21 protein-coding genes are annotated in these 22,429 nt (G+C 62.9%); 6 read left to right on the forward strand and 15 right to left on the reverse strand.

Annotated elements, in window-relative coordinates:
• Window positions 1-370 precede the first annotated feature (370 nt).
• Window positions 371-2,368: a methyl-accepting chemotaxis protein gene (locus tag HOP58_RS20130; RefSeq protein WP_086510017.1), complete on the forward strand. Its 1,998-nt coding sequence runs from the start codon at window positions 371-373 to the stop codon at window positions 2,366-2,368.
• Between the two features lie 173 nt (window positions 2,369-2,541).
• Complete coding sequence (locus HOP58_RS20135) at window positions 2,542-3,765, forward strand: HDOD domain-containing protein (RefSeq protein ID WP_234261347.1); 1,224 nt, start codon at window positions 2,542-2,544, stop codon at window positions 3,763-3,765.
• Window positions 3,766-3,795: 30 nt separating this feature from the next.
• On the opposite strand, the gene HOP58_RS20140 is transcribed toward HOP58_RS20135, so the two are convergent.
• The 3 genes from HOP58_RS20140 to HOP58_RS20150 form a co-directional block, all read right to left on the reverse strand.
• Entirely contained in the window at window positions 3,796-4,920 is a 1,125-nt protein-coding gene (locus HOP58_RS20140) for a DUF294 nucleotidyltransferase-like domain-containing protein (protein ID WP_234240864.1), read from the reverse strand.
• A 111-nt stretch (window positions 4,921-5,031) separates the two neighbouring features.
• Window positions 5,032-5,331 (reverse strand): HlyU family transcriptional regulator, encoded by a 300-nt coding sequence (locus HOP58_RS20145; RefSeq protein ID WP_103969878.1) that lies wholly within the window; start codon window positions 5,329-5,331, stop codon window positions 5,032-5,034.
• A 77-nt stretch (window positions 5,332-5,408) separates the two neighbouring features.
• On the reverse strand, window positions 5,409-6,629 hold the full coding sequence (locus HOP58_RS20150) for an argininosuccinate synthase (protein ID WP_234261348.1): 1,221 nt from the start codon (window positions 6,627-6,629) through the stop codon (window positions 5,409-5,411).
• Window positions 6,630-6,829: 200 nt separating this feature from the next.
• On the opposite strand from HOP58_RS20150, the gene rnt reads away from it, so the two are divergent.
• Entirely contained in the window at window positions 6,830-7,495 is a 666-nt protein-coding gene (gene rnt / locus HOP58_RS20155) for a ribonuclease T (protein ID WP_010628866.1), read from the forward strand.
• A 34-nt stretch (window positions 7,496-7,529) separates the two neighbouring features.
• On the opposite strand, the gene HOP58_RS20160 is transcribed toward rnt, so the two are convergent.
• Together HOP58_RS20160 and HOP58_RS20165 are read right to left on the reverse strand one after the other, a co-directional pair.
• Window positions 7,530-8,168 (reverse strand): HPF/RaiA family ribosome-associated protein, encoded by a 639-nt coding sequence (locus HOP58_RS20160; RefSeq protein WP_234261349.1) that lies wholly within the window; start codon window positions 8,166-8,168, stop codon window positions 7,530-7,532.
• Between the two features lie 252 nt (window positions 8,169-8,420).
• The gene (locus HOP58_RS20165) at window positions 8,421-8,771 is read right to left on the reverse strand and encodes a Grx4 family monothiol glutaredoxin (protein ID WP_010628868.1); all 351 of its coding nucleotides are present in this window, start codon (window positions 8,769-8,771) and stop codon (window positions 8,421-8,423) included.
• A 165-nt stretch (window positions 8,772-8,936) separates the two neighbouring features.
• Here HOP58_RS20165 and argF point away from each other — a divergent pair, with 165 nt between their 5' ends.
• Window positions 8,937-9,857 carry an ornithine carbamoyltransferase gene (gene argF, locus HOP58_RS20170; protein ID WP_086510014.1) on the forward strand — a complete coding sequence of 307 codons (921 nt, stop codon included), beginning with the start codon at window positions 8,937-8,939 and terminating at the stop codon, window positions 9,855-9,857.
• Between the two features lie 16 nt (window positions 9,858-9,873).
• On the opposite strand, the gene HOP58_RS20175 is transcribed toward argF, so the two are convergent.
• Together HOP58_RS20175 and HOP58_RS20180 are read right to left on the reverse strand one after the other, a co-directional pair.
• The gene (locus tag HOP58_RS20175) at window positions 9,874-10,560 is read right to left on the reverse strand and encodes an OmpA family protein (RefSeq protein ID WP_234261350.1); all 687 of its coding nucleotides are present in this window, start codon (window positions 10,558-10,560) and stop codon (window positions 9,874-9,876) included.
• Window positions 10,547-11,371, reverse strand: a complete 825-nt coding sequence (locus tag HOP58_RS20180; RefSeq protein WP_234261351.1) for a MotA/TolQ/ExbB proton channel family protein — start codon at window positions 11,369-11,371, stop codon at window positions 10,547-10,549. The genes HOP58_RS20175 and HOP58_RS20180 overlap by 14 nt, the downstream gene beginning before the upstream one ends.
• Before the next feature lie 254 nt (window positions 11,372-11,625).
• Here HOP58_RS20180 and HOP58_RS20185 point away from each other — a divergent pair, with 254 nt between their 5' ends.
• Window positions 11,626-12,402 (forward strand): EAL domain-containing protein, encoded by a 777-nt coding sequence (locus HOP58_RS20185; protein WP_234261352.1) that lies wholly within the window; start codon window positions 11,626-11,628, stop codon window positions 12,400-12,402.
• Window positions 12,403-12,502: 100 nt separating this feature from the next.
• Entirely contained in the window at window positions 12,503-13,714 is a 1,212-nt protein-coding gene (locus tag HOP58_RS20190; RefSeq protein ID WP_191223761.1) for an HDOD domain-containing protein, read from the forward strand.
• Between the two features lie 55 nt (window positions 13,715-13,769).
• On the opposite strand, the gene HOP58_RS20195 is transcribed toward HOP58_RS20190, so the two are convergent.
• The 8 genes from HOP58_RS20195 to cheY all read right to left on the reverse strand — a co-directional run bounded on the left by HOP58_RS20195 (window position 13,770) and on the right by cheY (window position 22,312).
• Window positions 13,770-14,477 carry an RNA polymerase sigma factor FliA gene (locus HOP58_RS20195; RefSeq protein WP_191223760.1) on the reverse strand — a complete coding sequence of 236 codons (708 nt, stop codon included), beginning with the start codon at window positions 14,475-14,477 and terminating at the stop codon, window positions 13,770-13,772.
• A 63-nt stretch (window positions 14,478-14,540) separates the two neighbouring features.
• Window positions 14,541-14,957: a flagellar protein FlhE gene (locus HOP58_RS20200; protein ID WP_234261353.1), complete on the reverse strand. Its 417-nt coding sequence runs from the start codon at window positions 14,955-14,957 to the stop codon at window positions 14,541-14,543.
• Window positions 14,954-15,538: a hypothetical protein gene (locus tag HOP58_RS20205; protein WP_234261354.1), complete on the reverse strand. Its 585-nt coding sequence runs from the start codon at window positions 15,536-15,538 to the stop codon at window positions 14,954-14,956. The genes HOP58_RS20200 and HOP58_RS20205 overlap by 4 nt, the downstream gene beginning before the upstream one ends.
• A complete protein-coding gene (flhF, locus tag HOP58_RS20210) occupies window positions 15,539-17,761 on the reverse strand; it encodes a flagellar biosynthesis protein FlhF (protein WP_346657488.1) in 2,223 nt (740 codons plus the stop codon).
• Between the two features lie 3 nt (window positions 17,762-17,764).
• Window positions 17,765-19,846 carry a flagellar biosynthesis protein FlhA gene (gene flhA / locus HOP58_RS20215; RefSeq protein ID WP_234261356.1) on the reverse strand — a complete coding sequence of 694 codons (2,082 nt, stop codon included), beginning with the start codon at window positions 19,844-19,846 and terminating at the stop codon, window positions 17,765-17,767.
• Entirely contained in the window at window positions 19,843-21,036 is a 1,194-nt protein-coding gene (gene flhB, locus HOP58_RS20220) for a flagellar biosynthesis protein FlhB (protein ID WP_234240868.1), read from the reverse strand. The genes flhA and flhB overlap by 4 nt, the downstream gene beginning before the upstream one ends.
• Before the next feature lie 172 nt (window positions 21,037-21,208).
• Window positions 21,209-21,883 carry a protein phosphatase CheZ gene (cheZ, locus tag HOP58_RS20225; RefSeq protein WP_191223756.1) on the reverse strand — a complete coding sequence of 225 codons (675 nt, stop codon included), beginning with the start codon at window positions 21,881-21,883 and terminating at the stop codon, window positions 21,209-21,211.
• Between the two features lie 39 nt (window positions 21,884-21,922).
• Window positions 21,923-22,312 (reverse strand): chemotaxis response regulator CheY, encoded by a 390-nt coding sequence (gene cheY, locus HOP58_RS20230; protein ID WP_234261357.1) that lies wholly within the window; start codon window positions 22,310-22,312, stop codon window positions 21,923-21,925.
• Window positions 22,313-22,429 lie beyond the last annotated feature (117 nt).

The following is a 22,429-nucleotide window of genomic DNA, read 5'->3' on the forward strand; positions in this document are numbered from 1 at the left end:
TCAGCTGTCGGTATCCCATGCTCTGCTTCACTTTGGTCGGTAAAGCAGGGAGGGTACCGGCGCTGGCCCTCCTGCTTCTACCGGGTGGTCCAAAGTGCTGCGGTTATTCTATGAATCTAGGACTTCAATGGCAGTTTTCTTACAGACTCCTAAAGTCCCTTAGGTTTTTGCCGATAGCGTCCGTGTAGAGTGGCTCCGGCCATCTCTCCACAGACCGTTCCTCGCGTTTCCATAAAAACAACAGCTAGAAACCACTTCGCGCACCTCACTCATCCCCGAGTGAAAGGCGGCCATGCGCCACGACCGCAATCGCTGCGCCGGCGGAACGGGACCCGACGACCAAAGAAAAGAGCCTGCAAGAGAGCCCTAAATGAGAGCATTGTCCCGCTTGACCCTTACGCAAAAACTGCTCGGTGCCATCGGCCTGCCACTGCTGGCGGCATTCCTGGCCCTTGGCGTCATCGTGCATACCCAACTCAACGCCGCCATTCCCCCCATGGTGGAAAACACCAGCATGCGCCAGGTGGAAGCCCGCGCCGACGAGATCGGACGCTGGATCGCCGGCTACCGCACCCTGCTGAGCGGGCTGGCCAAGGACGAACGCCTGGCCGCATCCGTCGACGTCGAGTCGCATCTCGAATGGCTGAAGTCCCGCCACCCGGGCGATGCCACCATCGAGTCGTTCTACTTTGCCGATGCCACTGGCGACACCATTACCCATACCGGCGCCCGGGCAGACATCTCCGGGCGCGGCTACTTCAAGGAGCTGGTCGTCGACGGTACGGCTGACCGACTGCTCGGCAACCCGGTGCTATCGTTGGTCAGCGGTAAGCCGACGGCCATCGTCGCCGAAACGATCTTCGATGACCGCGGCAATCGCATCGGGCTGCTGGGCATCACACTCTCCATGGCGGCGGTTTCCGATATCACCTCGGCCATCGATGCTGGCGAAGGCAGCTACGGCTACATGGTCGACCGCACCGGCGTGGTGGTTGCCCACCCGGACCCTGAGGTTCGTATGGAGCTACGGGTCACCGAAGCCGACCAGGCCGGATTCACGGGAGCCAATGCGTTGGGTCGGCTGATGATGGCGGGCGAGCCCGGCATCGGTCGGGTCATCTCTCCCGTCGGTGGAGCCGTGACCATGGTATGGCACCCCATAGACGGAACCGATGGCTGGGTACTGGCTGCCGCCATTCCCAATACCGTTTTCACCCGTGTCAGCAGCAATCTGCTCTTCTCGCTGCTGCTCGCCGGCGTTGCCACGCTGGCGCTGCTGTTGACCATCGTGGCAATCTCGGCACGCAAGGTACTCTCTCCCATCCGCCGTACCACGCTTGCCATGGCCGACATCGCCCAGGGCAAGGGCGATTTGACTCAGCGCCTGCAGGTGGACAGCCAGGACGAGGTGGGCCAACTCGCCCTCCAGTTCAACGCCTTCGTCGAGCGTATGCAGAAGACGCTGCTTCAGGTACGCGAGAATGCCCGTACGGTGCTGGCCGGCGCAGGCGACATCGCCGATGGCACTCAGGAACTCTCATCGCGAACCGAGCAGGCAGCAGCCAACCTGCAGGAGACTTCTGCCTCCATGGAGGAGATTCACTCCACCGTGTCGCACACGGCTCAGGCTTCCGAGCAAGCCAATGGTCTGGCCGTGAATGCGGCGAGCGTGGCCGAACGAGGCAACGAGGCCATGACCCAAATGCGCAGCAAGATGGCAGCCATCGATGAATCGGCCAACAAGATCAGCAACATCATCGGCCTGATCGACTCCATCGCCTTCCAGACCAACATTCTGGCCCTCAACGCCTCGGTGGAGGCGGCTCGTGCCGGCGAGCACGGGCGCGGTTTCGCGGTGGTGGCGCAGGAGGTGCGCAACCTGGCCAGCCGCTCGTCCGATGCGGCAAAGGACATTCGCGGATTGATCGATACCTCGGTCAAGCACACTCAGGAGGGTAGCGAGATCGTGCAGGCGGTCGTCGAGCGGATGATGGAACTGCGTCAAAGCGTGGTTCAGGTGTCGGATGTGATCAGCGAGATCACTGCCGGCGCACGGGAGCAGACCGCGGGCATCGAGCAGGTCAATACGGCAGTGGCCGAGATGGACACCATGACGCAGCAGAACGCCGCCATGGTCAATCAGAGCGCCAGCCTGGCAGCCACCATGCACGAGAATGCACGTCTGCTCGACGAGCTGATGTCCACTTTCGTTTTGGGCGATGCGCCTGCCAACAGCGTTTCGACGCCTAGGGCCCAACCGCAGCGCGCGCTTCCGGCAACCCCATCCGTCACGTCGCGACCGGTGGATCCGAAGCCACAGCCCCGGAAGCGTAAGAAGAAAGCCGAAGAGGAGTGGGAAACCTTCTAACGCCTGTTTCACGGCAAGTAGTCACCGCTTTGGACACCTGCGGCCCGCTCTTCGGGCCGCAGGCGACCGGCGTTACATGGCTCGGCACTATACAGAGGCGCATTAACCCATGTTAAAGAAATAACACTTTCGGCCGATCTAGAGCGAAGGAGCAACAGCCGAGAGTGAAAGGAATGACACAGGAAATCGGTAACGCAGATAGCCTTCTGCTAGCCTCACAGCCAATTTTCGACAAGCACGACACGATTCATGCCGTCGAGTTGTTATATCGCAACGAGTCCGGCCTTAGTGCGGAAGAAGTCGGCGAGGCCGTTGCGACAGCCGAAGTGGTGTATCAGCTCAGCACCGCCGTCACACAGAGAGTCCAGGCAGTCAAAGTGCCTGCCTTCGTCAATGTATCCACCGATATCCTGTTGTCGCCACATTTCCTGCCGGTATCTCCCGAGCATGTCGTGATCGAACTCGTGGAGCGAATGGTACCCACCAACGAGATGATCGAAACCGTGCGGCGTCTCCATGCCAGAGGGTATCGGTTCGCGCTGGACGATTTTGCCTTCGAGCCCAGTTGGGAGCCGCTGATTCCCATGGCCTCCTATGTCAAGGTCGACATCTCGTCCGTAGAGCCAGCAGAAGCAAAGCGACACAAGGAGAGACTTTCCCATCTGAATCTCAAATGGGTGGCAGAACGCATCGAGACCCTGGAAGAGCGGGACATCTACTTGCAGTTGGGTTTCGATCTCTTCCAAGGGTATTACTATGCAAGACCCAGCCCTGTATACGGCAAGAAGATTCCAACCGCCACGCTTCACGCAACGGCCTTGCTTCGTGCTCTCTATCAGCCCGAGCCCAACACCGAGGAGATCATTGCGCTGATAGAGGCCGACCCGGAGCTGGCTCTCAAACTGACCCGAGTGGCAAACAGTGCCTTTTATCATCCTCTCGCCCCCATTACTTCGTTGAGAGGCGTCGTAACCCATCTGGGCTTGTGCCAACTGGCCAGTTGGGTCGCCTTGTTCGGATTGCTGGGTGACGCCAAATCGGAACATGCCGAGCTGGCGCTGACGCGGGCGAAGGCGTGCGAAATGCTGGCGAGGCAGCATGCGCTAAACGAACAGGATGCCTATTTCATCGGCCTGGTATCCACGGCAGAGCTGTTGCTGGGCGTTTCCCGGCAAGAGTTTCTCGAGTGCCTCGACCTGGATACCACAACGACCGAGGCCATTCTGCATCGCAAGGGAGACTATGGGAGTGTCTTGCAGCGTATCGAAGCGACGGAGCGCCACTTTGCCATGCGTGAATTCGGGCACTCCGGTGAAAGAGATCAATTGCTTGCACTATATTGCCGGGCCCATGACACTGCTTTCGAAATGCTTTCCACAATTCTTGCAGCCAAGTGAGCCCGCAATACGTCACCTAGGCCCAAGCGGCTATCTGCGGCCACTCTGTGCCGTTCGCACCAAGCGGCGGATGACCTGCATGTCGTGACGCAGCAGCAGCCGCTGGTCCTCTTCCAGCCGGGTCGCGTCGACCCAACCATCCGGCGCCCCACCCGCCTTCAGGCTCGCCAGCTGCGCTTGCAGCAACAGCTCCTGCAGGCGGTCCAACGCCGCTGTGCCCGCTCGGGCCTGCTGTGCCGTGAGCGCCCCTTTCAATACCAGGGCCGGCAGCCGCAGGCGCGTATCGGGCACGCTTACGCCATGGCGCAACGACAACAGGCGTACGGCATTGACCAGCGGCAACAGCCCCTGACGCTTGAGATTCAGTGCATTCTCGTGGGGAGCTCCGTCCCCGTCCCCAGCCAGCCGCCCGAAGCGATCCAGCGCCACCGGCAGTTCATCGAGCAGATTCGCCATCTCGTCGAGGAACAGGCCGGCCCCGGGCATGACGAGCCGAACATGCTCGGCCAGCGCCGAGGCCAAATCGGCATCGCCGAAGGCGGGATGAAAGTCGAGCAGGATGTTGCTCTGCTGTACGCGCTTGACCCGCCGGTCCTGGGTCCACAGGGTCAGCTGCTCACACCACTCGGAGAGGCGCTTGCGCCACATCGGCCAGCGTGCCATCACATGGCCATTGCACAGCGGTATGCCCGCCTCGTCGAGGCGTGCGGTGAAACGTTCGCCCAGCGCCTGGAAGAAGCCGTCGATCTCGGTATGTCGGGAGTCGGGATAGTCGGCCACGATCATGGCGTTGTCCTGATCGGGCCCCAGCAGGCTTTCATGACGCCCGGCGGAACCCAGCGTCAGTACGCAGAACGCCACCGGTGGCTTGCCCCAGCCCTGCCCCTGCATCTCGTTGAGCGAGAGTAGAATGGCCCGCCGGTAAAGCATTTCGTTGTGATCGCTGATCAACTGACTGATGCGCCAGGCCGGCAGGTCGAGCCGCTCGAGCGCCTCGACCAGCCGCGGCTGCCAGGCATGGGCGGCAGGAAGATCGGTGCTCGGCCCAAGTTCGTCCAGCGCTTCGCACAGTGGCGCCAGCAAGGTTGCCGGCGCCGGTGGCGTATCGTCGGCGAAGAGCTCACGCCAGGGCGAGGCCCGGTGGAGTAGTTGCATACCGTCTCCCATCGCTAATATGCGTTAGGAGTAGTGTATCGACACGCGCCAGGTCCGGCACTTGGGCCAAGGGATGAGGAAGCGGCGCGAATCCTCCGCTACGACCGGCGCTCAGCGCGGCTCGAACATGCCGTCGCCGACCTGATCGATGTAGCGCTGCGCCTTGCTCACCATCAGCTGGTCGCAGGCCTCGCGACCCGGTACCAGGTCGGAGCGCTCGAAGCGATGCTCAAGCAGCTCGCCGTCGGCACCGGGCTTGCGAATCCAGCCGCTGACGCGGTACTGGCCGCCCTGCTCGACCGGCTCCGAGACGATCTGGTAGCCGTTGTACTCCACTGGCTCGGCAGCCCTGGCCGTGCCCGATTTGGCCTCACCGCTGCCGAACAGCCCACCCAAGAGTTTCTTCAGCATTGTTATCACCCTCACGTACTTTTCAAACGAGAGCGCCGGCCATTGGCCGGCGCGTTTCGTAGCGAATCGACAGCCGATCAGCTCTGTTGGCGGCCCTTACCGGCCGCAATGCGCAGACGCAGCGCGTTGAGCTTGATGAAGCCTTCGGCATCCTTCTGATTGTAGGCGCCGGCATCGTCCTCGAAGGTGGCGATGGACTCGTCGAACAGCGACTGTTCGGACTTGCGGCCGACCACGGTGGCGTTGCCCTTGTAGAGCTTCATGCGTACCACTCCGCAGACGTTCTTCTGGGTCTCGTCGATGGCGGCCTGCAGCATGCGGCGCTCCGGGCTCCACCAGTAGCCGTTGTAGATCACCTTGGCGTACTTGGGCATCAGCTCATCCTTGAGGTGAGCTTCCTCGCGGTCGAGGGTGATCGATTCGATGGCGCGGTGGGCGCGCAGCATGATGGTGCCGCCCGGGGTCTCGTAGCAGCCGCGGGACTTCATGCCGACGTAGCGGTTCTCGACGATGTCGAGACGGCCGATACCGTTGTCGCCGCCCAGCTTGTTGAGCCTCTCGAGTACTTCGTGGGGCTTCATCGGCTTGCCGTCGATGGCGACGACGTCACCCTTGTCGTAGGTGAGCTCGACGTAGGTGGGCTCATCCGGCGCGGCCTCGGGCGACACGCTCCAGCGCCACATGTCCTCCTCGGCCTCGGCCCACGGATCCTCGAGGATGCCGCCCTCGTAGGAGATATGCAGCAGGTTGGCGTCCATGGAGTACGGCGACTTCTTCTTGCTCTTGGAGAAGTCGACGGGAATGTCGTGCTGCTCGCAGTAGGCCATCAGCTTCTCGCGGGAAGTGAGGTCCCACTCGCGCCACGGCGCGATCACCTTGACGCCGGGCTTGAGCGCGTAGGCGCCCATCTCGAAGCGCACCTGGTCGTTGCCCTTGCCGGTGGCACCGTGGGAGATGGCATCGGCACCGGTCTCGTTGGCGATCTCGATCAGGCGCTTGGCGATCAGCGGACGCGCGATGGAGGTACCCAGCAGGTACTCGCCTTCGTAAATCGTGTTGGCACGGAACATCGGGTAGACGTAGTCACGCACGAACTCTTCGCGCAGGTCCTCGATGTAGATCTCCTTCACACCCAGCGCCTGGGCCTTGGTGCGCGCCGGCTCGACTTCCTCACCCTGACCGATGTCGGCGGTAAAGGTCACGACTTCGCAGTTGTAGGTTTCCTGCAACCACTTGACGATGACGGACGTGTCCAGGCCGCCGGAATAGGCAAGCACGACCTTCTTGACATCGGACATTCGGGGGCTCCTCTCAGGTAAACGTCACAGAGCGAGCAGTATAGCGTGGCTGCCGGCTGGCGAATACCGGCGACAGGACGTATCGCAGCCAAGCTGATAGACTTTTGCTCCAAACGCAGCGGCCTGGCCATGGCTGGCCAGTACCACGGCGATACGACGACAGCGACAGGCAGCGAGAGGGAAGTGATGAGGAGAGGCGCATGAGCGAGGCGATCACCCGCGAGTTGATGGCCCAGCGGTTTCGCAGTTTCCTGCCGGTGGTGGTCGATCTGGAAACCGGCGGTTTCAACGCCGAACGCGACGCCATTCTCGAAATCGCCGCGGTGACGCTGACGATGGACCCGGAAGGCAACCTGATGCCCGACGCCACCTACGCCTACCATGTGCAGCCCTTCTCCGGCGCCAACGTGGAACAGTCGGCGCTCGACTTCACCGGGATCAAGCTCGACGACCCGCTGCGCCAGAAGGTCGCGCTTTCCGAGGCCGAAGCCCTGGGTGAGATCTTTCGCCCGGTGCGCAAGGCGATCAAGTCCCACGGCTGCACCCGCGCCGTGCTGGTGGGCCACAACGCCGCATTCGATCATGGCTTTCTCAATGCCGCTGTCAACCGCTGCGGCATCAAGCGCAACCCCTTCCATCCCTTTTCCAGCTTCGACACCGCCAGCCTTTCGGGGCTGGTCTACGGCCAGACGGTACTGGCTCGGGCCTGTCGTGCGGCGGGCATCCCCTTCGACAACCAGGAAGCGCACTCGGCACGCTACGACACCGAGCGCACCGCCGAGCTGTTCTGCGCCATCGTCAACCGCTACAAGGACCTCGGCGGCTGGGCGCTGGCGCAGCGTGAGCAGGGCCTCGAGGAACTCTGACGCTCTGCTCCAGGGCTCTCAGTACTACAGGCTCTCAGTGACGGGGCTCCTGCTCCCAGCCGGCGGGCATGTCGAGGCCGTCCTCACCATCCGCCGCGCCGCCCACGCCGGGCTTGTCGATGATCTGTATGGAGCTGGCCTGTAGTCCTTCGTCGCCTTCGTTGGGCTCGAAACGCACCCGGGTACCCACGGTCAAGCGGTCGAAGTCGCCGTGCAGCACCGCATTGCGGTGAAAGTAATATTCCTGGCCGCTGACGCTCTTGAGAAAGCCGTAGCCATCCTTCTCGAACATGCGCACTACCGTCGCCACCGGCGGCAATGGCTCGTCGTTGTGCTGCTTGACCCTGCCGTCACGCTTGGCGGTCTGCTTCTTGAGCTGCTTCTCCATCGCTTCGAAGGCGCTGCGAATGATGGTGCGAAGCTGGACCTGGGGGTCGGTTACCTTGTCGCTCTTCTCGGCCACGAGTTCACCCTTGGCCGGTAAGGTCACTTCGACCTGGGCTCGATAGGGGTTGCCTGTCTTGTGGGGATTCTGGGTCTGCTCGATGGTGACGCGGCAGGAGACGATATCCTTGCTGAAATTCTCGAGCTTGGCCACGCGGGAGCGTACGTACTCATCGATCCACGCCGAGCGCGAGACATGCTGGTAGGTGATTTCCAAAGGCGTTTGCATGCTTCCTCCCTGTCGTTTCAGGAGGCGGCGAACGACGTTCCCGGCGGTATTCGCCTTGCGTTCGAAGCCACCTGCTGCCTGAATCCATTTCGGGCCTTGTCCCGTTCAGCGTGGTAGCGGGACCGAAGGATTTCAATCGACTCTGTTCTGGGTTTTGGTAACCCGAGGTAAGTGAGCAAGTACCGGCCCAACAGTGACAAGGCCCACGAGCCGAAGCTCGTGGGCCTTGTCGAACCCTGCGGGGAAACGGGATCAGGCGTTGCCGCCTTCCTCGTTGGCGTTGGCCCGGGCCGCCGCGTCCTTGATCAGTTTTTCCAGCTCACCGCTTTGATACATCTCGGTGACGATGTCGCAGCCGCCCACCAGCTCGCCGTCGACCCACAGCTGGGGGAAGGTTGGCCAGTTGGCATACTTGGGCAGTTCGGCGCGGATGTCGGGGTTGTCCAGCACGTTGACGAAAGCGAAGCGCTCGCCACAGGACATCAGAGCCTGCACGGTCTGGGCGGAAAAGCCGCACTGCGGCAGCTGGGGTGTGCCCTTCATGTAGATCAGGATGGGGTTTTCGCTGATCTGGCGCTGAATGTTCTCGATGGTAGTGCTCATGTGCGCTCCCTGTTGGAAGATATGGTGGCCGAGAATGCTGGGTGGGAAATACCCGAGTGCAGCACTCAACCTCTTGCTCATGGCTCCATTCTACTGACGACGGGCGAATTGCGCATCCCCCGCAGGCTGGATAGGATGGTGGTTTTTTCGCGCGGAGAGATCGCCATGGCGACACGCCATTTCCTGACCCTGTTGGACCTGAGTCCCGACGAGCTGCACTACCTGATCCAGCGCGCCATCACGATCAAGAATCGCCTGCGCGCACAAGGGCCTGTCTACGCGCCGTTCACCAATCGCACGCTGGCGATGATTTTCGAGAAGTCGTCGACGCGCACCCGGGTCTCGTTCGAAACCGCCATGGCGCACTTCGGTGGCCACGCGCTGTTCCTCTCGCCGCGCGACACTCAGCTCGGTCGCGGCGAGCCGATCGAGGACACGGCCAGGGTGCTCGCGGAGATGGTCGACATCGTCATGATTCGCACCTTCTCCCATGCCGGCCTCGAGACCTATGCCGCGGCAAGCTCGGTACCGGTGATCAATGCGCTCTCCGACGATTACCACCCCTGCCAGCTGCTGGCCGACGTGATGACCTGGACCGAACTACGCGGCAGCGTGCGCGGCCGCACGGCGGTATGGATCGGCGACGGCAACAACATGTGCCACTCGTGGATCAATGCCGCGCGGCAGTTCGACTTCCAGCTGCGGATATGCTGCCCCGAGGGCTACGAGCCGCGCCAGGACATTCTCGCTGCCGCCGGCGACCGGGTCACTCTGTTGCGCGACCCTGCCGCAGCCGTGGCCGGTGCCGACCTGGTCACCACCGACGTGTGGGCCTCGATGGGCCAGGAAGAGGAACAGGCCAAGCGTGAAGCCGACTTCGCCGGCTTCCAGGTCAGCGAGGCGCTGCTCGACCTGGCCAAGCCGGATGTGCTCTTCCTGCACTGTCTGCCGGCCCATCGCGGTGAGGAGATCAGCGAGACGCTGCTCGACGATCCGCGCGCCGTGGTCTGGCAGGAAGCCGGCAACCGCCTGCATGCCCAGAAGGCACTGATCGAATTCCTGCTGCTGGGTCGGGTCGATCACTGAGGGGGCTCGATGCCCCCTAGCTATCCCTCAGTTCCTGATGCAACAGCAGCTCGACTCGCCGGTTGGCGGCACGCCCCTCGATGGAGTCGTTGCTCTCCATGGGGCGTGTGTCGGCATAGCCCACCGCTCTCAGCCGCTGGGTGGGCACCCCGAGCTCGGAGAGATAGCGCAGCACGGCGATCGCACGTGCTGAAGAGAGCTCCCAGTTGGAGGGAAACTGGGCGGTGGCGATGGGAATGTCGTCGGTATGTCCCTCGACCGAGATGTCCCCGTCGAATCTTTCCAGCGTTTCGCGCAAGCCGCTGAGGACCTCGCGCCCCTGTGCCGTCAGGGTGGCCTGGCCGCTGCTGAACAGCAGGTTGTCATCGATACGCAGGGTAATGCCGCGCTGCCCTTCGGCGACGCTGACGCCTTCGATGTTCAGGCTCGGCAAGCGTGGCTGCAACCCCTCATGCTGCGGCTTGAGCCCCGCTCCCGCCACCATGCGTGCCGCCGCCTCGGCCTGGGGCGTGATCGCCGTGGCCACCTCGCCGCCATGACGACTGCCCTGCACGGCCAGGCCGTTCCCGGCCAGCGAGAGCAGCAGCACGAACAGAGTGATCAGCAGCGTCAATACGTCCAGGTAGCTGACCAGCCAGCTCTCTTCATCCCCTTCGCCGGTGGGCGGGGGATGCAGCACGTTGCGGGTGCTACGATCGAGCATTCTGCACCTGATCGTCGATAACGTCGCGCTTGGCCACGCTGGGATCGCGGATCTCGTCGTGATAGTTGGCCACAAAGGAGTTGAGGGTCTCCTCGATGAACGACGGCAGACGCCGCTTGGTGATGAGCGAAATGCCCTCGAGTACCATGTTCATGGCGATCAGGCGCTCTTCGGTGCGGCGCTCCAGCTTCACGGCGATCGGCTTGAACACCAGGTTGGCCAGCAGGATGCCGTAGAAGGTCGTCAGCAAGGCCACGGCCATACGCGGCCCGATCACGTGCAGGTCGCCGGACTCCATCACCTCGAGCATGTTGACCAACCCAACCAGGGTGCCGATCATGCCGAATGCCGGCGCATAGGTTGCCATGGTGCGAAATATCTGCGCCTCGGCGTGCTCGCGGGCCTTGAGGCGGGCAATGCGCCAGCGCAGCAGATCGAAGATCTCTTCTTCCTTGGTGTTGGCAATGACCAAGTGAATGCCGGTACGCAGGAAGGGGTTGCGCGCCTTCTCCAGTGCCGCCTCGACGGCCCTGACGTCGCCCTTGAACCACAGTCGCGAGATGTCTACCAGCTCCTTGATGTCGTCCCTTATGTAGGTATTCTCGCGCCGAAACACCAGCCCCACCAGGCGCACCACCCTGACGACTTCCTTGAGCGGATAGCTGATGAAGGTAGCCGCCATGGTGCCCGCCAGCACGATGGCCAGCCCCGGCAGATTGAGAAAGCTCTGGGGCGATTCGGCAGTGAAGAACAAGACGCTGACGAGCAGCACGACGCTGGCAAACATGCCGATGATAGTCGAGGGATTCATTCAGGCTCCTGAGATGCGCGGGCATCGAGTCTAACGAAAATTATCGGCAGCGATAGCGAGCGCTTTAATTCGATACCGAGATTGCCCATGAACAATTGATACAGATCAATTTTCACTGAGCGACTAAAGTTTTTACCAGCACCGCCGATAGGATGAACAAGTGGGCTTGACCGTTGACGGTTAGACGAGACGGTGAGTGCACTGCACTGCTCAAACACGCAGACGATACCGAACAGGCCCGGGAAGGAGTTGCCATGAATCGATGCGCCGAGAAGGAGGGACACTGCGAACGCTGCGAAGGCGAACTTCCTTTCGACTTCACCATGGCCTTCCAGCCGATCGTCGATCTGGGCTCGGCCAGGATCATTACCTACGAGGCTTTGGTGAGAGGGCCCGCCGGCGAATCTGCAGGCAGCATCCTGGCCAAGGTGACGCCCCGCCTGCTCTACCGCTTCGATCAGGCCTGCCGCATCCGCGCCATCGAGCTTGCCAGCCGGCTCGGCATGCGCGAGAGCTTGTCGATCAATTTTCTGCCCAATGCCGTTTACGAACCCCAGGCGTGCATTCAGGCGACGCTGGCCATTTCCCAGCAGGTAGGGTGGCCGACGGAGCGGTTGGTGTTCGAGGTTACCGAAAGCGAAAAGGTGCAGGACCAGGAGCACTTGCGCAACATCATCGAAGCCTATCGCAGCATGGGATTCACCACTGCCCTGGACGACTTCGGCAACGGCTTCGCCAATCTCGATCTGTTGACGATACTGCACCCGGACCGGCTCAAGATAGACCGCGCCCTGGTGATGGGTTGCGATGACGACGTTCGCCGACAGGCGATTCTCAGAGCCCTCGTCAGCCTCGCCGGGGAGCTCGGTATCGACCTGATTGCCGAGGGCGTGGAGACCCGCGACGAGGCACTGTGGCTGGGGCGTCACGGCATTCCGAAGCAGCAGGGCTTCTTTCATGCACGCCCCGCCCTCGAGAGCCTCGCACCGGATCTCGAACCGGGCCTCGCGGCGCTGCGCCAGGCATTGTAGAAGCAGCAAGCGTAGGAAAAGCAGGTCCGGAGCCGCCGTCATATCTGGAAACATGAGAACATACCTGGGTGTTGCAGCACTCAGCAGGGAGCCAAGCCACATGCCCGAGCAAAGGGGTCCAGAGCCTTTCACCATCGCTCTCCATCCGGTTCACGATGCCAGCCACCATCACGTGGCGGATCGTCTCGTCTACACCCGGCGCAGCGACGCCGAGGATGAGGTCGAGGATCTCATGTCCGCTACCGCCCGGGCTCTGGCCAGCGCCGTCTACGAGCTTGGCGATGCCGGACTGTTGGGCGACAGGACGCTGTTCGTCGACCTACCCCTGGAATGGCTCGATCGCCCCGAACTGCTGCCCACCCCGGCACCGCGGCTGGCGCTTGGCGTTGCCGAGGCCCGTACGCTGGATAACGAGCTGCTCGGGCGTCTGGACGACATTCGCGAGCGAGGCTACCGGGTCATCGTGCCTTCTCGATTGTTCAAGCAGGATCCCGAGGCGCTGCTCGGCCACTGTGACATCATACAGCTGACCTCACCCAACGAACTGGATGAAAAGACGCTGGAAAAGCTCCCGGCTCGCAATATCAAGCTGCTGGTCGAAAATCTCGACAGCCGCGCAGCCCTGGAGCGGTACCAGATGATGGGCTGCGATTACTACGACGGCGACTATCTGGCACGCCCCAGCTTCATTGCCTCGCCGTCCCGAGGACGCCACGGCAACCGTGCCGCCCAGATTCGCCTGATTCGCGCGCTCTACGAGGAAGACAGCAGTGACCTCAACCGGCTGCACGAGCTGGTGGTGCAGGTGCCCCATCTGCATGTGGCGATTCTGCGCCGCGCCAACTCCTCCTATTTCAACCGTGGCGGCAAGGCGGTCGATCTGCATCGCGCGGTACAGATCCTGGGGTTGATCGAACTGCGCCGGCTGATTCTGACCCTGACCCTGGCAAGCCTGCAGCCCTCGTCCCGCATCGTGCTGCGCATGGCGCTGATCCGCGCCTTCATGTGCCGCTATCTGGCGGCCCCCTTCCCCGCTCTCGATCCCGAGGATGCCTTCACCACCGGACTGTTCTCGATGATGGATGCCCTGCTCGAAGAGGATCGCAATACCTTGCTCGACCACCTGCCCCTGGGTGAATCGATCATCAATGCATTGAAGTATCGCAGCGGACCTCTCGGCGCCGTGCTGGTGCTGTGCGAGAACCACGAACGCCAGGTCGAGGAAGCCCTCGAAGAAGTGCCCGCCGACCGGCTGCACGGGTGCTACATGAATGCCCTGACCAGCACCAAGGCGCTGATGGACAACCTCTAGGCTTGCGAGAGATGCCTTCCTGCGCCGTTGGCTTTGGGAAAACCTTTGGAAAAACCTAGGCGTCGCTGTCCGCCAAGCGTGCCCGCAACCGGCTTACCGCCTGGCTGTGCAGCTGGCACACTCGCGACTCGGTGACACCGAGCACAGCGCCGATCTCCTTCAGGTTGAGCTCTTCCTGGTAATAGAGTGCCATCAGCAGCTTTTCACGCTCGGGCAGTGCCTCGATGCCATCGACCAGTTGTCGACGCCGCTCCTCGTCGATGAGCATGTGATAAGGCGTATCGAGCGAAGCGTCCTCGATGCCGGGTTCGGCGCCTTCCGAGACGAGCACCTCGAAGGGCAGCAGATGGCCGCTGTTGGTATCACTGAGTAGCTGGCGATACTCCTCGAGCTCCATGTCGAGCTCGGCGGCTATTTCAAGCTCGTCTGCCGCCCGGCCGAGCTTCTGTTCCAGACTGCGCACGGCCTCATCGACCGCCCGGGCATTACGCCTCACGCTGCGAGGCAGCCAGTCGCGGCTGCGCAGCTCGTCCAGCATGGCGCCACGGATACGCTGGCTGGCAAAGGTAGCGAAACTCGCCCCCTGAGTGGCATCGAAGCGACCCATCGCCTCGAGCAACCCCACGGTGCCGGCCTGGATCAGATCATCGAGCTCGATACTTGCCGGCAGTCGAACCTGCATCGACAGCGCCTGGCGCCTCACCAGCGGCAGGTACTCCTCCAGCAGGTCTGCCTGTTCGATCTTGCCTCGTGCTGTGTACATGCTCTTGCTCTCGCGGCTGACGGTTCCCTCGAGCGATGCCGATCGGCGCTCGACGGGTCAGAATCACTGCAGGTCGTCGTGATTCACGATCACTTGCAGCCCCTGCAGGGTTGCGGCACGCTGCCCACGCTCCTGTAGGGAAAACTGAAAGTTCAGTGGCGTATCCGCCGGCACACCGGCCAGTGCCTCGGTCTGCCCTCGCGGCCCAGGTAGGCGAATGCAGTCCCCCGGGTGGCAGAGCCAGGCGTTCACCTCCCTGCCGGCTGGCGGCTGAAACTGCCAGACCACGCGGCCCATCACCTGCCCGTGTGCCAGTTCGGGAGATGGCGGCAACAAGGCAGCGGACATGGCGGGTCGCTCGGCCATGACGACCTGCACGGCAGGCGCCGTGGCTACCCAACTGCCGGCCGCCTGAGCCAGGCCCGCCCACAGTCCGCCAAGGGTCAGCAAACAGAGTTGCCCCAACCTGGTCGGTTTCATCGCGCCAATACCAACAGTTCCATATCGAAATACGCTTCCGCAACGTACTGGAGATTGCTCAACAGGCCCTGGCGCCCCACGCCCGACGGGTGCACGGCAATCAAGCGACGCGGGCCACCCTGCTCGGCGATCTGCTTGAGCATGCGATAACCGCGGCGGAACGCCTCCAGATCGTCGTCTATCCACAGCGCCCACTGCGACTGCTGCGCTGCCAGCAGCGACAGATGCGGGCTGGAGATCGGTAGCGCCACGATACGCCAGCTGCCGGGATCGCCTACCCAGCGCCGCCCTTCCTGCGCCCAGCTTTCAAGCAGCTCGGTGACTCGTGCAGTGTGTCGCTCGGCAGTGCCCGGCAGGCCCAGCACCATCAGCGTCCGCTCCCCCTCACTGCGCGGCGGCCTCGGTCGTTCCACCGCCGCCTTGGTGCCGGCAGGCTGAGCGCAGGCCTGCTTGGGTCGGACATTCTCCGTCTTGTTTCCCGTGGCCAGCTCGACCAGCATCTCGGCCACGTGTGTCGGGCACTCGTCCTTCGCCGTATCGTTTGCCCATTGGCGCAGCCCCGCGGCCTGGTCCCATCCCATCTAGCCTGTCTCCCGTTCACCGAGGCCAAGGTGGCGAATGGCATCGCGCACCAGGAAAAGTTGTAGTAGAGACTCGAGCAGCGCCACGTCTCGGCGTCGGCGACGCCCACCGCCGAGGCTCAACAGCTCGGCTCTGAGATCCATGGCGGCCTCGTCTTCGGCAAGGTCGAGGTGGGCTGCCACCGAGGCCAGTCCGCTGGCCATGAGCAAGCGGACATCGGCACGCAGATCGCCAGCTTCAGCCTGCTCGAGGCGCTGCCAGGCGCGGCGAGCGAGTTGCGGCAGCACATCGGCTTGCAGCAGCGCGAGCAGCAGCGGCTGAGGATCGTGGCTCAGCGCGGCGGGAACGATCCAATAGCGTCTGGCCAGGGCCTTGCCGCTCTCTGCATCGCGAACCTCACCAAACCAGGCCTGCGCGTCGAAGCCCGACCGTTCACGGCGGCTGCCCTTGAAGCTCACCTCTACCGGCAGCGTCGCAAGCATGAGGCGTGCCGAAGCGCCGCGGAAGCGGCAGCTAGCCTGGCCGGTGGCCTCGGCCATCGACTCCAGCGCCGCCAAGCTGTGACGCTCGCCCGCATGGGCGACCCGCAAGCTGCCCCGAACCTGGCTGCACCAGGACAGCCCCTGACGCTCCAGCCAGTCGCCGGCCTCGGCATCGGGTAGTCCATTCATCAGATGCACACCGGCAGCGTGGTGCTGCGACGCGCTTTCGAGACGGGCCTGTTGGCCCGCCACCTGGCGATGCTGCAACAGCGGCAGCGCCAGCCAGGTTCCCTCTGCATTCAGTGCCACATCGGGCATCGCCCAGTGTTCGCCCGGAACCCGTCGCCGCTCGCTCCAAAGCATGCCGTGGGCCTGGCCGGGCCGGGGATGATCCGCCAGCAGCGCATCGAGACGCTGCTGCTGCACGGAAGCCGGCAAACCCAGCAAGTTCCATACGGCTTCCAGCTCGTCGAAGGCCGGCAAGCGCTGGCGCAACGCCTGCAGCACCGTAGCCAGTCGGCGCCCCTGCCCCAGCAGATTGCCGGCGCCGCGCGAAGTGGTCTCTGAGGCCGTCGGCGCGGACATGGCGCGCGCCAGGGGCACACGACTGGCCAGGCACTGTTCAATGAGCGAGACGGGCTCGGCCAAGGCCATGTCCTCCGGCACCCGCTGGCCGTGAGAGACGAACAGCAGCCGCAGCCCGTGGCGCATGATGATGTCCAGCACAGGGGCCAACCTGCCCGCCTCGTCCAGCTTGGTGATAATGCAGTCGGTAATCTCGCCGCCGGCTGCCTGGGCCGCCTGACGATAGCGCACCACCACCTCCTCCAGGGTCTCCGGCTGACTGGCAGAATTGAGCAGCAGCACCAGACGCACCGAGGTGTCGCCGCCGCGCAGGTGACCGATCTGTTCGATCACGCGTTGATCGCGCTGGCTCATGCCTACCGTATCGATGATGACGCATGACTTGCCTTTCATGCGCTCGAGCAGATCCGATACCGGCTGGTCGGCGTTGAGAGCGTACATGGGAACGTCGAGCAGCCGCGAATAGATACGCAGTTGCTCATGAGCGCCGATACGGAAGCTGTCGGTGGTTACCAGCGCCACCGGCCGGGTGCCGTGGCGCATGACGTAGCGTGCCGTCAGCTTGGCCGTGGTGGTGGTCTTGCCTACTCCGGTAGGACCGATCAGCGCCACGATACCGGCACGGTCCATGAAGGCGGCTTCGTCGTCCAGGCCTTCGAGTCGCTTGGATAGCTGGCGCACGAGCCAGGCCATGGCACGCTCGTCCAGCGCTTCGACCTCAGCCAACTCTTCCGGCAACGAGGCCACGACCTCTTCGGCCAGCGCCGGGCTGAAGCCCGCTTCGAGCATTGCCCGCACGAACTGCTCGCCGGCTGCGCCGCCCGCCTCCGGTCGGCTTCTCTCGCGTGCCAGCAGGGCGCGCATGTCACGCATCTCCTCGAGCAGCCTGGCGCTCATGGCTTCGAAGGCCTGCACCTGCGACTGAGCCGGGTCTGCGCTTGACGGCACCGCTCGGTCCGCGGCACCCTCGGGCTCGGGCTGCTTATGGGAAGTCACCTCGCTGGAAGTCGGTGCTGCCGACTCCGCCATCGCCAGGATCTCGACCCCCTGCTCGGTATGTCGGTTGGCCAAAATCAGAGCTTCATCACCAAGCGCCGCTCGCACCTGGCGCATGGCTTCTCGACTGTTGGCTCCCAGGAACCGCATCACACTCATTGATTATCGACCTCCCACCAGCGTCGTGACGCGCAGTGTCCGATCATCGGGAATTTCCGCCTGCGACATGACCACCAGGTGGCGCATGCGCCGACGCAGGAACCTGGCCACCAGCGGCCTCAGACTGTGCTGGACCACTAGTACCGGCGGCTCTCCGCTGGCCTCATGCCGCTCGACGGCTTGTTCGGCCTGAGTCATCAGCGTTTCCGCCAGCCCAGGTTCGAGCGCTCCATTGCCGTTCATCGCCTGCATCAATACCTGTTCGAGCTGGGCATCCAGGCCGATCACATTCAGCGTATCGCGTCCTGGATACCATTGCTGCGTGATCGTCCGCCCGAGGGCAATACGTACCAGCGCCGTCAGCTCGTTGATGTCCTGCTGGTGCGGGGCATACTCGGCCAGCGTATCCAGTATGGTACGCATGTCGCGAATCGAGACATCCTCTTCCAGCAGATTCTGCAGGATACGTTGCAGCGCCGTCAGGTTGACGGCCTTGGGCACGACATCCTCGACCAGCGACTTCTGCTCCTCGCCCAGCTTGTCGAGCAGCTTCTGAACCTCCTGACGGCCGAGCATCTCGGGCGCATGACGATGCAGCAAGTGGTTGAGATGCGTAGCGATCACCGTGCCGGCATCAACCACGGTATAGCCATACACCTGGGCGTGCTCGCGCTGACCCGCGTCGATCCAGATCGCCGGCAGGCCGAAGGCCGGGTCGGCAGTCGGCGTGCCCTGGAGCTGGCCGGTGACCTGACCGGGGTCAATGGCGAGCCACTGCCCCGGGAAGGCTTCGGCGCGGCCGATCTCGGCTCCCTTCAGGGTGATCACGTAGGTGTTGGCACCCAGTTCCAGGTTGTCGCGAATGTGCACCACAGCCGGCAGGAACCCGACCTCCTGAGCAAATTTCTTACGCACGCTCTTGATACGGCCCAGCAACTCGCCATCCTGGCGCTGATCCACCAGCGGAATGAGGCGGTGGCCGACCTCCAGCCCCAGCGTATCCACCAGTTGTACGTCGTCCCAGCTGGCCTCGGGTGCCTCGGGTGGGGGTGGAGGCTCGGTGTTCAGCTCCTTCTCGACCAGTTGCTGCTCTTTCTGACGTGTCAGCATCCAGGCCAGCCCGGCCAGCAGGCCGGTAAAGATCAAGAACACCAGGTTGGGCATGCCGGGCACCAGCCCCAGCAGGCCCATGACCAGCGCCGCCAGCACCATGACCTGAGGGTTGACGAACAGCTGGCTGATCATCTGCTGACCGACATCCTGCTCGGTATTGACACGCGATACGGTCACGCCGGCAGCGGTTGAGATGATCAAGGCGGGAATCTGGGCCACCAGGCCGTCACCGATGGTCATCAGGGTGTAGGTCTTGGCGGCATCGCCGAAGCCCATACCGTGCTGCAGCATGCCGATCAGCAGCCCGCCGATGACGTTGACCACCATGATCACCAGGCCGGCCATGGCGTCACCGCGCACGAACTTGCTGGCACCGTCCATGGAGCCGTAGAAGTCGGCCTCCTGGGCGACTTCGGCACGCCGCTTGCGTGCGTCCTCTTCGCCGATCAGGCCGGCGTTGAGGTCGGCATCGATGGCCATCTGCTTGCCAGGCATGGCATCGAGCATGAAACGTGCGCCGACCTCGGCAATACGCCCTGCGCCCTTGGTGATGACCATGAAGTTGATGATGACGAGGATCAGGAACACCACCAGGCCCACGGCGAAGTTGCCGCCGATCAGGAACTGCCCGAAGGCTTCGATCACCTTGCCGGCGGAGTCGCCACCCTGGTGTCCTTCCATCAAGATGACCCGGGTCGAAGCCACGTTGAGCGACAGTCGCAGCAGCGTGGTAAACAGCAGCACCGCCGGGAAAGCGGCAAAATCCAGCGGCTTCTGGGTGAACATGCTGACCAGCAGCACCATCACGGCCAGCGCAATGTTGAAGGTGAACAGCAGGTCGAGTGCAAAAGGCGGCAGCGGCACGATCATCATGCCGAGGATCATGATGATCAGGATCGGACCGGCCAGCAGCTTCATGCGCACGTCGCCCATCCAGTCGCGACGCCCAATGAGATGGCTCAGGGATTTCATCGACGCGCTCCATCGGGCACGGACGGCCCCTGCTCAGTGCCATCGGTCGTATCGGCAGCCGGCACGGCCAGGCTCTCTGGGATAGGCAAGTCTTCGGGTGTAGGCGGCACCTCTCCCCCCTCTTGGGTAACGTGCTTGAGACGGAAGGCCCAGGCCAGCACTTCCGCCACGGCGGTATACAGGTCCAGCGGAATTTCGCGGTCCAAATCGACGTGATGATACAGCGCCCGGGCCAGCGGTGGCGCCTGAAGCAGCGGAACGCCGGCTTCCTCGCCCAGCTCGCGGATACGTGCCGCCACCATGTCGGCGCCCTTGGCTACCACGCGGGGAGCCCCCATGCGCATCTCGTCATATTGCAGCGCCACGGCATAGTGGGTGGGGTTGGTGATGATCACGTCGGCCTCCGGTACCTTGCTCATCATGCGGCCCCGCGCCATCGCCTGCTGCTGGGCACGAATTCGCGCCTTGACGTGCGGATCCCCCTCCGACTCTTTATGCTCACGCTTCACCTCATCCTTGGACATGCGCAGCTTCTTGGTATGGCTCCACAGCTGGTAGGGCACGTCGATCAGAATCACCACCAGCAGCGTCAGCACCATAAGCCCGCATGCCTGAGCCGCCATCATCAACGCCCTGGCCAGCGCCTGAGTGGTCGGCTGGTCCATCAACGACAGGTATTCCCCGCGGTTGAAATAGAGATAGGCCATGCCAACACCGCCTACCAGGGTCGACTTAGCCACCGCTTTGAACAGTTCGATCAGCGCCTGGGTGCCGAACATGCGCTTCAAACCCTTGAACGGATTGAGCTTCGACATCTGCGGCTGGAGCGACTTGGCGGAAATCAGCCAACCGCCCAGGAGCGCCGGCGCCACCAGGGCGACCACGGTCAACAGCAGAAACAGCGGCAACATGATCAGCAGTGTACGTGTGCCAAGATCAAGGAAGCTGGTCAGCATGGGGCCGGTTTCGAAGGCCTGCTTCCTCTCGAAAAGAAAGGCCTGCTCCATCACCAGACCGAGCTGATCATAAAGCATGGCTCCCATCGACCACATCCCGACAACGCCACCGAGCAGAAGCATGAAGGTGGTCAATTCCAGGGAGCGAGCGACCTGCCCTTCCTCGCGCGACTTTTCAAGGCGTCGAGGCGTAGGCTCTTCGGTCTTCTCTTGATCGCTGCTCTGGTCGGCCATGGCTCCCGCACACTTTTCCGCACGGTGGCCATTGTGGCGTCAACGGGGGGATGGCGATACGCCAAAAAGCGCCGATGATCGTGGCTTTATCGGCCACGACCCTCGACGCCGGGAAGGTAGAGCAATCTTTCGAGCTACTTTGGAAAGGCGTTGGCAGAATCTTGAGTGGCGCTCAGAAGCCGAGCTGATCGAGCAGATCGTCCACCTGATCCTGATTGGTGACCACATCGGCGCCGGGCTTGATCTGCGGGCCGTTCTTGAGCCCCTCTTCCCGTCGCCGCGCATCGTTCTCCCACTGGTCGTTGGCCTTGCGCTGCATGCTCTCGCGGGCCAACTCCTCGGGCACGTTGTCGATCAGCACCTGAACCAGTTGATGCTCGATCTCACGGATCACGTCCATCATCTTCTTGATCACCTGGCCGGTCAGGTCCTGGAAGTCCTGGGCCATCATGATCTCGAGCAGCTCCTTCTGGGTAGCCTGGGCCTTGTCGGGCACCTCGGCCAGATAGGAGCGCGTTTCCTTGACCAGCTCGCGCGCTTCGTCGAGCTCCTTGGGCTCGGCGAACCACTCTGCCCAGCGCTTGTCCAGCGACTCGGCGCCGCTGCTGATCGAGTCCTGCAGGGGCTGGGCACGATCGATGGCATTCAGAGCACGCTCGGCCGCTTGCTCGGTCATGGTAGCGACGTAATTGAGCCGGTCCCTTGCATCGGGGATGGCTTCCGCCGCCTTTTCGATCTCCTTGTCCAGCCCCAGCTCGCGCATGCTTTCCCGCAGCATGCGAGTCAGCTGGCCAATCCGCTGGACCAGGTCCTCACCGGCAGCACCGGGCGACTCGTTTGCGCTCATCTTGTTGTCTCCTTCACAAGCAGGACAGGCCAGCCGGCATCACTTGCCCAGTTTCTCGAATATCTTGTTGAGTTTCTCTTCCAGCGTGGCGGCGGTGAAGGGCTTCACCACGTAACCGCTGGCACCTGCCTGGGCTGCCGCGATGATGTTCTCCTTCTTGGCCTCGGCGGTGACCATCAGCACGGGCAGGTCCTTGAGCGCGGCATCGGCGCGAATCTGCTTGAGCATCTCCAGACCGTCGAGATTGGGCATGTTCCAGTCGGACACCACGAACTCGAAGGCGCCGGAGCGCAGCTTGCTGAGCGCTTCCTGGCCATCTTCGGCCTCTTCCACGTTGGTATAGCCAAGCTCCTTGAGCAGACTTCGCACGATCCGACGCATGGTCGGAAAGTCGTCCACCACCAGAAAGCTCATGTTCTTGTCGGCCATCGGGATTCCTCTCTATCTATCCGGGCAATGATCATGACTGACGGCCGGTAGCCGCCTGTCGGACTTAACGCCGAGGGTCAAGTCCGACAGGCCACCAGGTGCCGTCGGGGTTAGATT

The organism is Halomonas sp. MCCC 1A11062 (genome assembly GCF_021404355.1).
Classification (GTDB): Bacteria; Pseudomonadota; Gammaproteobacteria; order Pseudomonadales; family Halomonadaceae; genus Halomonas; species Halomonas aerodenitrificans.